This window comes from Streptococcus sp. 29887, from assembly GCF_032595075.1.
GTDB lineage: Bacteria > Bacillota > Bacilli > Lactobacillales > Streptococcaceae > Streptococcus > Streptococcus iners.
Map to the genome: position 1 here is coordinate 1,939,150 of NZ_CP118735.1, position 12,805 is coordinate 1,951,954.

Here is a 12,805-nt window from a genome sequence, read left to right on the forward strand (position 1 = left end):
AAAACGATTGAAAAATAGAAAATCCTGATTTCTTAGCGATTTATCTTTTTTCCAAGTCTTCTGGACGGGTTCAATTCCTTTCTTTCAGTTTCTTACATAACCACTAAACCAGACTTATTCACTAAGTCGGCTCAATTCTAGGTTACATTCTTTCAAACAGGGCTAGGACGGTTGCCCGTCCTTCCATTCTTTCTTAACCCTTGTTTACTTGCTTATAGATTGCCGCTTTGATTTTCTCTACGTTTGGCAATACTGCGTTTTCAAGAATGTTTGCGTAAGGAACTGGTACATCGTCTGAAGCGATACGGATGATTGGTGCATCCAAGTAGTCAAAGGCTTCGCTTTCTGTGATGATCGATGCGATTTCACCGATGAAACCACCTGTTTTGTAAGCATCGTTAACCAAGATAACCTTACCAGTTTTCTTAACAGATTCGATGATCAATTCTTTATCCAATGGGATAAGGGTACGTGGGTCAACTACTTCTACGCTGATACCTTCAGCAGCTACTTCTTCAGCAGCTTTCAAGGCACGTTCCAACATACGACCGTATGAAATAATGGTTACATCAGTACCTTCACGTTTGATTTCACCCTTACCAAGTGGAATGTAGAAATCTGGGTCCAAGTTAACTTCTTCTTTTTTACCGTAAAGAGCTTTTGGCTCCAAGAAGATAACTGGGTTGTTATCAAGGATAGATGATTTCAAAAGACCTTTTGCATCGTTAGCTGTACCAGGTGCGACAACCTTGATACCTGGGATGTGCGTCAACCAAGCTTCAAGAGATTGTGAGTGCTGGGCAGCAGAACCGATACCAGAACCTGATGCCACACGGAAGGTTACCGGTGTCTTCAAACCACCACCAAACATGTAGTTAGTTTTGGCAGCTTGGTTAACGATCGCGTCAAGTGCAATTGTCACGAAGTCCATGAAAGTCAAGTCAACGATTGGACGAAGGCCAGTTTGAGCCGCACCAACCGCAGAACCAGCGATTGCAGCCTCAGAGATAGGCGTGTCGCGAACGCGTTTTGGACCAAATTCGTCCAACATACCAACAGATGTACCGAAGTCACCGCCGTAGATACCGACGTCTTCACCCATCAAGAATACTTTTTCATCCTTACGCATTTCTTCGCTTTGAGCCAAGTTAATCGCTTCACGCAAGGCCATTACTTTTGTTTCAGCCATTTTTTACTCCTAATTTATATCAATTTATCTTTACTGAACTAAGGAAAACCAAACAATTAATACGATGTAATTGTTTATTGTCCCAGCTTAAGACACCTTAGAATTGTACTCGAACTTAAGTAGGTAGTCCACCTTGGTGAGCTACCCTAGTTTGACTTGCTCTTTAGAGCTTAGTCAAACTTCTTACGTTAGTCTACAAACACGTCTTCGTAAGCTACTGAGATGTCTGGATCTGGGCTTTCTTGTGCGAATTTCACAGATGCTTCTACTTGTTCTGCAACTTGTGCTTCGATGGCATCCAATTCTTCGTCAGTCGCAATCTTGTTCTCTGTCAAGTATTTGCGGTATTTCTTAAGTGGGTCTTTTGCTTTCCACTCGTTTACTTCTTCTTTTGTACGGTAAACACCTGCGTCAGCAGTTGAGTGACCAAACCAGCGGTATGATTCAACTTCGACCATGGCTGGACCGTTACCTGCACGAACGTATTCGATAACTTCTTGCATTTTCTCATAAACGGCAATGACATCGTTACCATCCTCAACATAGTGACCTGGCATACCGTATGCAGCAGCACGTTGGTAGAGGTGAGGAATCTTAGTTGAATAAGAAATATCTGTTGAGATACCGTAACGGTTGTTGGTGATGAAGAAGATAACTGGCAAGTTCCAAACAGCTGCCAAGTTCATTGACTCGTGGAATGAGCCTTCGTTTGTCGCTGAGTCACCTGAGAAGGCAATAACGATATTATCTGTACCAAGGTATTGTTGAGTAAGGGCAGCACCAACTGCAAGGGCATAACCACCACCTACGATACCATTTGAACCAAAGTTTCCTTTTTCAACGTTAGCCAAGTGCATGGAACCACCACGACCTTTAGATGTACCCGTTGCTTTACCAGCAAGCTCAGCCATCATACCGTTGATGTCAATCCCTTTTGCAATAACGTGACCGTGACCACGGTGGTGTGAGAAGATGATGTCTTGCTCTGTCAAACCAGCGATTGGTCCAACAGCCGCCGCTTCTTCACCAACTGAGAAGTGAGTCATACCTTGTACGAAGCCACGACGCACCAATTTGTTCAATTTCATGTCAACATCACGGATTTGTTGCATTTTTAGGAACATATCCAAGTGTTGTTCTTTTGAGATAGATACCATAATTTCCTCCAAAGGTTTTTTCTCTTTCTGTACTATGATAGACCAATATTTCACAAATGGCAAGTATTTGAACCGTTTTCTTATTTACTGAAACTTTCGTGAAAACGCTGATTTGCTAGCTCTTTTTTACTACTGGTCCACTTTTTCTGTTTTTAATTGTTTTTTATTTCACAAACTTTTGGACGGGCTTGTCAGCCCTTTTTCTTTTTGTTATTATATAGATGGAGGTGCCTATGGAATTTGATTTATTTCTTATCATTTGCAACTATATCGGTACAATCGCTTTCGCTGTTTCAGGTGCTGTTAAGGGATTCAATAAGAAACTAGATATTTTTGGTATCTGTCTACTCAGTATCATCACAGCTGTGGGCGGCGGCATTATCCGCGACACCATGGCCAATCGTATTCCAGCAGCTTTAACAGATCCAAAAGCCATCTACCTTTCTATAGGTGTGGCCATTATCATGTATATCATTGTCATCAATCTAAAGCAGGATCAGCCACTTGATAAAAAGATGGTTCATTTTCTTTCCCAGATTAATCTAGTCTTTGATGCTATCGGACTAGCTATCTTCGCCCTTATCGGTGCCAATACTGGCGTTGACCTTCAACTAAACGCCATGACAACTGGAATACTAGCGGCCCTGACAGGTGTTGGCGGCGGTATTGCCCGTGATTTATTGGTCAATGAAACTCCCATCGTCCTTAAGGAAGATGTTTATGCTGTTCTAGCCTTCTTTTCTGGTGTTCTCTACCACCTCTGCATTGTCGATTGGCAATTACCACAAATTCCGACCTTTATCAGTATTTTTACCATTAGTCTGATTATTCGGCTCTTGGTCATCAAGTATAAAATCAACCTCCCAAATATGGATAGAAAACGAAAGGTCTGAGTTGCTCAACTCAGACCTTTTTCTTATCCTACATTCAGTTTTTTACCAGCCACCGCCAGGACCAGTTGCTACAATCTGGCTAATTTGTTGGCCATTAACAGTTACTGTACCACCTGTCAATTCAGCAGTTCCGTCAAAGTCAAAGGCTGATGTTGGAGCTGTCACATCAATAGTACCACCTGATACATAGATATCACCATTGGCATCAAAAGCATCAGTATCTCCACTACCTACTGCAACTTTCAAATCACCACCTGTCACTTTGATAAAGATGTCTGATGAAATTGTACTTGCCGCGTTGATAGCATCATCTGAACCGTAGACATCTAATGTACCACCATTGATGGTAATATTCGTTCCTTCCATAGCTTCTGCTGATTCTGGAACAGTAATCGTGCCTCCATCAATTGTCAGTGCGGTTTCTGCCTTGATGGCATCATCACCTGCCTTCACAGTGATAGCACCTCCAGTAATCGTTGTATAACCTTTTGTTGTATCCGTGTCATTTGTTGACTTGATACCATCACCACCTGCAGTTACATCAATGACACCACCATTGACAGTCATCGACTCTTTCCCTCGAATACCGTCATCAACTGCTGTTACTTTGATATTGCCAGCATTGACAACCATGTCATCCGTTGAAACAATACCGTCTTGGAAGTTTGCTTCAACTGTTAGATTTCCATTACCAGTAATAGTCAAATCTGCTTCAACATGGATAGCACCTTCAATATTTGTATCTGAGTGGTTGCTAGTATCTTTTACAGTATTACTAGTTCCGTCTTTGATTTCCAATTCAACATTATCAGCCTGAATGACATTGATAGCAGCAGTATCTGAACTTGAGATTTCTGCACCTGCTAAAACGATACGGACATTGGCATCTGTTTCAACTGTCACACCTGCGGTAGTTGACCCGGTCAGGATATATGTACCACCTTCTGTAATGTTCAAACCATCATTTGAGAGTGTTACTTCTTTTGTTGGAAGGGCTGACCAGTCAATTGAAGAAGTACTCGAAGTCGATGAGTTTCCGTTGCTTGTGGTTGAAGCGACATTTGTTTGACTAGTCGTTGCTGAACTTGATGTTGTTGTCGAACTGGAAGCTGTCGAACAAGCAGCCAAGACACCTAAACTCATAAGAGTTACGCCAGAGTAAAGAAGTTTTTTAAGATTTGTTTTCATAATGTAAATTCCTTTTCTTTCTTTAGGAAGTTCGCTTGCCTTCCTGATATGCTCTTAGTTTACTCCACATTCCTAAAAGAAAGATTAAAGATAGCCAAAAGAAAACTTAAAGTATTTTTTCAGAAAATCAGCAAAAAGGACTGGTAATCCAGCCCTGAATGCTATTATTTTTCCAATTTGGTCCAAGTTAAGCTTGTCAAATCAAGCAAAGCAGCAGTTTCCGGCCTGCTAGTATCCTCTGAAATTCTCTTCAATCCTGGAATCATAGCCTGATACTGATAGATTCGGAAAACACCCTCTGCTTCAAAAAGATAAGTCCCATCCTGCAAGGGATAGAGGCGAGCATCTGGACCAATCTCAAACCCAAGGTTTCGGAAATTGTCCACCAAGCGCAAGCCTTCACCAGCAAGCTGAGTATAAAGATCAATTAAGATATACTCTCCTGACTTGTCCAAAGCCAAGAGCAGCTCCTCTGCTCCATCATGATTGATATCATACAAACTATAAAATAGTCCGCTATATCCATAAGTTTGATTTGTCAACAAGGTTAGATGGCTGCTAACTTCATCTTGAGAAAGAGCTTCAGCGGCCTGGCCTAGACCATCCTTGTAGCGCTCGAGAATAGATTGGTAGGCAATTGGCACGCTTATCTCAGTCGTCGAAATCTCTTGCTTACTTGAGCTAGAGGAAGTGGCTACAGAAGATGATGGGCTAGAACTGGTCGCAATCTGATTAGAGGAAGTAGAGCTAGGATTACTCACTTTTGGCACCTGACCGCCTTGACATGCTACCAGCAAACATACAGTAGAAAGAAGTAACAACCTAGTCAAATATGTTTTCATGATATTCTCCTTTTGAAATTCGGTTACAGCAAATAAAAAATTTTTAGCATAACAGACATCGATACGATATCATTATACCATATTTGCAGTCCTGCCGTTCATTTTTATTAAGGTCTTTTACTACCAGGCAACGATAGCAGACATAACTGGTTAGACAAGGAAACAGTAAATGAAAAACTAAGGGAAGATACTTAGACGTATGAATAACTCCATTTCCCTATCTCCAAAATAGTTTGAGCAGGCTACACAAAGACTTTCCAACATAAAAAGCCGAATGTTGCCATCCGACTTTCCTAGCTTAATCTTTTTGCTCAAGGGCACGCAACATTTGGTCAATTTTGTTGCCGTACTCAATGGATTGGTCTTTTTCAAAGACCAAATCAGGAATTTTATAGAGGGTCAGCTTGCGACCTAGTTCTCTCTTAATGGTTCCTGTTGCTTTTTCAAGACCTGTTTGGGCTTTTTGATTGTCAGAAGCCAGGTTACTCATAATGGTGTAGTAAACCTTGGCCATGGACAAATCGCCGACCATCTGCACATCAGTGATGGTCACTCCTTGTACACGGGGATCGCGAACTTTCTTTTGCAAAATCTCATTGACTTCGCGCTTGATTTCCATCCCAACACGGTCTGTTCGAAAATGGTTTGCCATAGTCATTCCTTTCTTAGATGATAGAAAAGCTGAGTTTCCTCAGCTTAACATTGTTTCATAAGAGGGCATCGGTAAAACAAATATCTCAGTTCCCTTGACACCCTTGCTTTTTAAAAAGCTCTTATTTCTTAATTTCTTCCATGATGTAGGCTTCGATGGTATCATCTACACGGATGTCGTTGTAGTTTTCAATCATCAAACCACCTTCTTGGGCATTTCCGACTTCTTTCACGTCATCTTTGTAACGCTTCAAGCTTGCCAATTTACCGTCGAAGATCACAACGCCGTCACGGATGACACGGACACTTGAGTCACGGGTAACCTTACCACGTACGACCATAAATCCACCGATAGTACCAATTTTAGATACCTTGAAGGTTTCACGGATGACTGCTTCACCGATGATTTTTTCTTCGTACTCAGGATCCAACATCCCTTTCATAGCATCTTCCATCTCTTCAATCACCTTGTAGATGATGCTGTGAAGACGAACTTCTACATCATCCGCTTCCGCTTGATTGCGGGCTTCTGCTGTTGGACGAACGTTGAAACCAATAACAAGGGCGTTTGATGCTTCTGCAAGAGTAATATCTGACTCGTTGATGGCACCAACTGCTGAGTGAACGATATTAACACGCACACCTTCCACTTCAATTTTTTGAAGGGATGAAGCAAGTGCTTCAACAGAACCTTGTACGTCAGCTTTGATGATCACATTAACTGACTTAACTTCACCTGCTTTAAGAGTGTCAAAGAGGTTTTCAAGGCTAACACGTTGGGTAGCTTGACGCTGTTTGAGAAGTGCACGTTTGGCACGCTCTTCACCAGCTGCACGCGCAGATTTTTCATCTTCGTAAACCGCGAAATGATCACCAGCCATTGGTGTTTCATTCAAACCAGTGATCGAAATTGGTGTTGATGGACCAGCAACCTTAACACGACGACCAAGGTCATTTGTCATAGCACGAACGCGACCGAAGGTATTTCCGACAACGATTGGGTCTTGAACATTCAGTGTTCCTTGTTGAACAAGAAGGGTTGCGACAGCACCTTTACCTTTATCCAAATGCGCTTCGATAACCGTACCGATGGCACGAACTGTAGGGTCAGCCTTGAGTTCTTGGATTTCAGCTACAAGAAGAACCGTTTCCAACAATTCATCGATATTTTGGTTGAATTTGGCAGAAATTTCTACGAACTCAGACTCACCGCCCCAAGCAGTTGAGATAACACCATGTTCAGCCAATTCACCGATGACACGCTCTGGGTTTGCACCTGGTTTGTCAATCTTGTTGATAGCAACAATGATTGGAACGTTGGCCGCTTTTGAGTGGTTGATCGCCTCGATGGTCTGTGGCATAACACCGTCATCTGCTGCAACGACCAAGATGGTCAAGTCGGTAACAGAGGCACCACGAGCACGCATAGATGTAAAGGCAGCGTGTCCAGGCGTATCCAAGAAGGTAATCTTCTTGCCGTTTTCTTCAATTTGGTAGGCACCGATATGCTGGGTGATCCCTCCCGCTTCGCCTGTTGCGACACGAGAATTACGAAGAGTATCCAAAAGCGTTGTCTTACCATGGTCAACGTGACCCATGATGGTCACAACAGGTGGACGCTCCACCATTTCCTCTTCATTGAGGTAGCCTTCTTCGACAAAGAAACGTTCGATATCGGCATTGTCGACCTCTACTTTTTCTTTGGCTTCAATTCCATAATCAACCATTAGGAGTTCAATGGTATCGCCATCAAGAGATTGGTTCTGCGTTGCCATGACACCCATGAGGAAGAGTTTCTTGACGATTTCAGCAGGCTCACGCTTGATCCGTTTTGCAATTTCTGCAACGGTCATACCAGCCGTATATTCAAATTCAGTTGGCAATTCATGGAACTTGCGTTCGGTTGCTGGTTTAGCAGGCTGGTTATTCTTGCCTTTTTTATTTTTCTTGTTGTTATTCCAGTTACTATTTCTTTGATTTCTCACTTGATTTTGACTATTTCGATTTCTTTGTTGTTTCCGTGGACCATCTTCTTCGTCACTATTAAAGTCACGCTTCTTGTCTGGTCGAGCTTGTTTCTTACGACGGGTATCTAGAGCACTTTCTGCAACTTTCTCAGGTACCGCTGCGACTGGTGTTGGTTTAACAAATGGCTTGCTTTCAATCACCGGTTCTTCGAACTTGATTTCCTTAGGCTTTTTCGGTTGCTTTTTAGCCTCCTGAGCCTGACGGAAACGTTCTTCGCTGGTACGAGCGTATTCTGCATTTTGCTCTGCTTTTAAGGCTGCTGCACGCGCTTTGAAGTCAATCTTAGGAGCTGCTGGTTTTGCAACCTCTTTTTGCTCAAAACGTGCTGATTGAGTAGAACGGTTGTCTTGACGACGATTGTCACGATTATCGTAACGGTCACCAAAACGATTGTCCTTACGCTTGTCTGAACCCTGCTCACGTCTGTTATCACGACGCTCATTGCGTTCATTACTTGGACGGCCTTGGCCTTGCTGACGGTTTTCACGACGGTCTTGACCATGTTTATTTTGTCCACCTTTACCTTGAGCACGTTTGGCTGCCTGCTCCTTGGCACGCGCTTCACGTTCTGCCTTAAAGTTACGGCTCTGAGGGCGGTGAGGTGCTGCTGGAGCAACTACCTTAGGTTCTTCCTTGTTAGCCGGTACTTCTTCCTTCACCACTGGAGCCTTGCTTCCAGTCGGTTTCTCAACAGACTGGACTTTCTCAACCGGTTTTTGAGCTTCTGCTTTCTTAGTAAAGCTGTCAGCCAAACGTTTGGCACTTGCTTCATCTACACTTGAAGCATGGCTTTTGACTTCAAAACCCAATTCTTGAGCCTTAGCAACAACTTCCTTACTGCTTACGCCTAATTCTCGGGCAATTTCATTCAATCTCTTCTTAGACAATGCCTTGTCCTCCTGTTCTATTCCATAATAGACCTCATCTTCTTTGTAAATCCAGCGTCTGTCACTGCAAGAACTTTTCTAGCCTTGCCGACAGCTGCACTCAATTCCAGTGTTGAAAACACTGTTACAACTTCTACTTGATAGGTATGACTTTTATCTGTTACTTTTTTACTTAAATTTCCAGCAGCATCATTAGCTAAATAAACCAATTTTGCCTGCTTTTTTTGGATGGCTTCAACAACCAAGTCTTCGCCTGAAACCAAGCGGCCTGCTCGTTGGGCCAAGCCCAATAAATTTAAGATTTTCTGTTTCTTATTCCAGTCCAAGCTCTCTCCTCTTGACCTTGTGATCAACATAGGCAATCAATTCATCATAGAACTCTTCAGCCACTTCCATGCTAAAGGAACGATCGAAGACCCGACGTTTTTTAGCTTGAGCAGCTTCCTCATTGTCCAATTTGATATAGGCACCACGACCGTTTGCCTTGCCTGTTGGATCGATAAATACTTGACCTTCTTTATTTTTTACAATACGGAGCAAATCCCGTTTGTCGATGATTTCACCGGACACCACAGACTTGCGCAAGGGTATTTTTCTAGCTTTTGCCATGGTTGCTCCTTTTGCCTTATTCTTGTTCTTCTGCGACTTCTTCTACTAGCTCTTCTGTCGCATACTGTTCAGCTTCAAAGGCTTCGTATTCTGATGCTGACTTGATGTCGATGCGGAATCCTGTCAAATGGGCTGCCAAACGAACGTTTTGTCCACGACGACCGATTGCTAATGACAATTTATCATCTGGCACAACGACTGTAGCGTGCTTGCCATCTTCCGTGTCAAACAATACTTGGTCAACTTCTGCAGGTGCGAGAGCATTGTAGATAAATTCCGCTTCATCAGCTACCCACTCGATAACATCAATATTTTCCTCAGTAGGAATCATTCGGTCATTCTTAGCGTCGTAACGAGCTGGGTGGAATTTGCTCGTGATTTTCTTGATATTTGAACCACCACGACCAACGATCGTACCGATAGCATCCACGTTTGGATTGTGGCTACGAACAGCAACTTTTGTACGGTCACCTGCTTCACGAGCAACACTCATGATCTCAACAGTCCCATCATACACTTCAGAAATTTCCTGCTCCATGAGACGTTTGATCATTTCTGGATGGCTACGGCTGACAAATACGTTAACCCCACGACCGTTGTCTTCTACCTTGTAGACATAGACTTCAATGCGGTCATGTGATTGGAAAACTTCTCCTGGAATTTGGTCCTGTTTTGACAACTGGGCTTCAATGCTACCAAGGTTAACATAGATAAAGCGATTGTCAAAACGCTCAACCGTACCAGACATGATTTCATTCTCATGTTGCTTGTAGGTATTAAAGGTAATGGCACGCTTTTGCTTGCGCATTTTTTCCATGATGGTTTGCTTAGCTGATTGGGCAGCTACGCGACCAAATTCTGCCGGATCTTCTGGGAATTTGATTTTATCACCCATTTCATAGGCAGTTGAGATGGCCAAGGCATCCTTGAGGCTGATTTCCAAACGGCTATCAAAGACCTCATCCACTACTTCACGGACAGTATATACGTGGAAATCAGCCTTCTTCTCGTCAAACTCGATAACTGCTGACTCAGCTTGTCCATAGCGGCGCTTATAAGCAGAACGAAGTGATTCTGTCACTGCATCAATAATATCCGCCTTGTTAATACCCATGTCTTCCTCTAAAATACGGAAGGCTTCTAGCATTTCTCTACTCATCTTGATTTCCTTTTGATGTCAAAAGGTCCTTTCTTACACTTAAATTTTAACGGCCAAACGTGCCTTAGCTACTGTCGAATATGGAATGGTCACTTCTTTTTTACGGGTCTTGTCCATGTACTCCATGACCAAATCTGTACCATCGAAAGACAGAAGAGTTCCTTCAAAAACCTTAACCTTGTCAATAGCCTGATAGAGCTTGACATGGATGTACTTCCCAACAGCCTGGGCAACTGCATCTGCTGTCTTCAAGGGACGTTCCAGACCTGGACTGGTTACCTCAAGCATATACTGCTCTGGGAAAGGATCCGGATGAATGGTGTCCAAGAGTGGACTAATGACTTCTGATAAATCTGCCGTATCTTGAAGGGAAATCCCCCCTTCCTTATCAATGAAAATAGACAGGACATAGTCACCACCCATTTTGCCATATTCCACATCTACCAACTCATAGGGAGCCTGGATAGCTGGTGCAATGGTAGCCGTGACTAAATCAACAATTGATGACATAGGCACCTCCTTTTACAATTCTAATCTGCAACAATTTGCATACAGGGAAAGGGTTGACTGACGTCAACCCCCTTTTCTCTTTATTTCTACTCTGTATTCTACCACAATTTCGAACTCCTGTAAAGGAAAACGATAAGGATCGAAATTGTAAACGTTACCTATCTCATCACATAAAAATAAGGAGCCCAAATGGATTCCTTATTTACTATTCTCACTAAAATCTTGCTTCCACACGATAGATGACCTGGCCCTTGTTTGAGAATTTCTCCTCGTACTCCGTCATGACATTACCTTCCAAGCCATCTGCATGAAGGTCTAACCAGACCTGCTTCAAGACCATACCGTATTGGGAAAAACTAGCCAAACTATATTCAAATAGACCACGGTTGTCCGTCTTGAAATGAATTTCACCATTTTCAGGCAGAATTTCCTTATAGGTATCCAAGAAAGACTTGTAGGTCAAGCGACGTTTCTCATGACGTTTCTTGGGCCATGGATCAGAAAAATTTAGATAGAGCTGATCAATTTCTGCTGGGGCAAAATAGTTGGTCAAGCTAGATCCATCAACCTGTAAGAGTTTGATATTTGGTAGACCTGCTTCAAGCACTCGGTCCAAGGCATAGCTCAAGACCGTCATCTGAATATCAATACCAATATAGTTGATATCTGGATTTTGCGCAGCCATACCAGTGACAAATCGACCTTTACCAGATCCAACCTCAATATGAATGGGATTATCATTCCCGAAAATTTCTGCCCATTTCCCCTTACACTCCTCTGGATTGGAGATAACATACTGAGGATTATTTGCTAAGAGCTCACTGGCTCCCTTACGATTTCTAACTCTCATACTTCCCTATAAAAACTCTGACGGAATTGACGCAGAGCGTAAATTTCTCTATTAGCTGCCAAGGTGTTGTAACTTTCAACATGCTTGGCAATTTGATTGAGGTAGGCCAATTGACCATACCAATAAATCTTATTCAAGACGGTTTGATTATACTTGTAGCCATAAGCACGAAGCCACTCTTCCCAAGCCTGACGTGGAATGTAGTGGGTCAAAATATAGGCCACATCAACCATACGATCGGTCACACAGGCTGTTTCCCAGTCCGTCAAATAAATGAAACCTGAAGTTGTTTCAACCCAGTTGCTGTGGTGCAAATCACCATGCACAAAGGTTGCTAGCTCCTGACGGAACCTCGGCAGATTGTTCAACAAATCCTGACAAACCGATTGTAAGTAAGAATTTTGAAGTAAAATAGGTGGTACTTCATCCTGCCAACGACGAACCAAATCCTTAGGCTCTAGATAGGTATAATTCATTTGCAAGGCCTGATTGAGCAAGATGCGCGAAAAATGCATCCGCACTAAAATTTGGCGAACCTGCTTACTGGTCATATCCTGACGCTCCAAGGTACGACCATTGAGCCATTCCTGCTCCACACGGTGACCCATTCCTACCTCCCGATTTGCCGACAAAACAGGCGGTGTAATTTGTTCGCGAGCCAGTGCAGACACGATAGGAGGCATTTCATACTTTACAAAGACTTGCGTTCCGTCTGACCGTAGGCCCTTAAACGCTTTGCCACTATTTCCTGCAATAGACTGTAACTGTAGCCCACTGGTATCAAACTGCATGCCTTACCTCCATTAAAAATTCCTTACTATTTTACTAATTTTCATCTATTT

At 42.9% G+C, this 12,805-nt stretch carries 12 protein-coding genes and 2 pseudogenes; 1 reads left to right on the top strand and 13 read right to left on the bottom strand.

Features of this window, described 5'->3' with window-relative positions; all coding sequences use genetic code 11:
- Positions 1–193: 193 nt before the first annotated feature.
- Both PW252_RS09440 and PW252_RS09445 read right to left on the bottom strand, forming a co-directional pair.
- Positions 194–1,189, bottom strand: coding sequence for an alpha-ketoacid dehydrogenase subunit beta (locus PW252_RS09440; protein WP_014638601.1), 996 nt, complete (start codon positions 1,187–1,189; stop codon positions 194–196).
- Positions 1,190–1,377: 188 nt separating this feature from the next.
- Complete coding sequence (locus PW252_RS09445) at positions 1,378–2,346, bottom strand: thiamine pyrophosphate-dependent dehydrogenase E1 component subunit alpha (protein WP_002942391.1); 969 nt, start codon at positions 2,344–2,346, stop codon at positions 1,378–1,380.
- Positions 2,347–2,579: 233 nt separating this feature from the next.
- Here PW252_RS09445 and PW252_RS09450 point away from each other — a divergent pair, with 233 nt between their 5' ends.
- On the top strand, positions 2,580–3,239 hold the full coding sequence (locus PW252_RS09450) for a trimeric intracellular cation channel family protein (protein WP_248049866.1): 660 nt from the start codon (positions 2,580–2,582) through the stop codon (positions 3,237–3,239).
- Between the two features lie 42 nt (positions 3,240–3,281).
- On the opposite strand, the gene PW252_RS09455 is transcribed toward PW252_RS09450, so the two are convergent.
- The 11 genes and pseudogenes from PW252_RS09455 to ccrZ form a co-directional block, all read right to left on the bottom strand.
- Entirely contained in the window at positions 3,282–4,427 is a 1,146-nt protein-coding gene (locus PW252_RS09455) for a carbohydrate-binding domain-containing protein (protein ID WP_248049868.1), read from the bottom strand.
- Between the two features lie 164 nt (positions 4,428–4,591).
- Positions 4,592–5,269 carry a colicin lysis protein gene (locus PW252_RS09460; RefSeq protein ID WP_248049870.1) on the bottom strand — a complete coding sequence of 226 codons (678 nt, stop codon included), beginning with the start codon at positions 5,267–5,269 and terminating at the stop codon, positions 4,592–4,594.
- Between the two features lie 298 nt (positions 5,270–5,567).
- Positions 5,568–5,921, bottom strand: coding sequence for a 30S ribosome-binding factor RbfA (gene rbfA, locus PW252_RS09465; RefSeq protein WP_024379497.1), 354 nt, complete (start codon positions 5,919–5,921; stop codon positions 5,568–5,570).
- A gap of 121 nt (positions 5,922–6,042) precedes the next feature.
- A pseudogene (gene infB, locus PW252_RS09470) lies at positions 6,043–8,250 on the bottom strand (translation initiation factor IF-2); the annotation flags it as partial.
- Between the two features lie 492 nt (positions 8,251–8,742).
- Positions 8,743–8,835 (bottom strand): annotated as a pseudogene (locus PW252_RS11355) (translation initiation factor IF-2 N-terminal domain-containing protein); the annotation flags it as partial.
- 17 nt (positions 8,836–8,852) lie between these two features.
- Entirely contained in the window at positions 8,853–9,161 is a 309-nt protein-coding gene (locus PW252_RS09475) for a YlxQ-related RNA-binding protein (protein WP_248049873.1), read from the bottom strand.
- Positions 9,148–9,444: an RNase P modulator RnpM gene (gene rnpM / locus PW252_RS09480; RefSeq protein WP_029179281.1), complete on the bottom strand. Its 297-nt coding sequence runs from the start codon at positions 9,442–9,444 to the stop codon at positions 9,148–9,150. Before rnpM ends, PW252_RS09475 begins: the two co-directional genes overlap by 14 nt.
- 16 nt (positions 9,445–9,460) lie before the next feature.
- Positions 9,461–10,603 carry a transcription termination factor NusA gene (gene nusA, locus PW252_RS09485; RefSeq protein WP_248049875.1) on the bottom strand — a complete coding sequence of 381 codons (1,143 nt, stop codon included), beginning with the start codon at positions 10,601–10,603 and terminating at the stop codon, positions 9,461–9,463.
- Between the two features lie 39 nt (positions 10,604–10,642).
- The gene (gene rimP, locus PW252_RS09490; protein WP_105125183.1) at positions 10,643–11,113 is read right to left on the bottom strand and encodes a ribosome maturation factor RimP; all 471 of its coding nucleotides are present in this window, start codon (positions 11,111–11,113) and stop codon (positions 10,643–10,645) included.
- Between the two features lie 214 nt (positions 11,114–11,327).
- On the bottom strand, positions 11,328–11,963 hold the full coding sequence (gene trmB / locus PW252_RS09495; protein ID WP_105125184.1) for a tRNA (guanosine(46)-N7)-methyltransferase TrmB: 636 nt from the start codon (positions 11,961–11,963) through the stop codon (positions 11,328–11,330).
- Positions 11,960–12,754, bottom strand: coding sequence for a cell cycle regulator CcrZ (gene ccrZ, locus PW252_RS09500; RefSeq protein WP_172049634.1), 795 nt, complete (start codon positions 12,752–12,754; stop codon positions 11,960–11,962). The genes trmB and ccrZ overlap by 4 nt, the downstream gene beginning before the upstream one ends.
- Positions 12,755–12,805 lie beyond the last annotated feature (51 nt).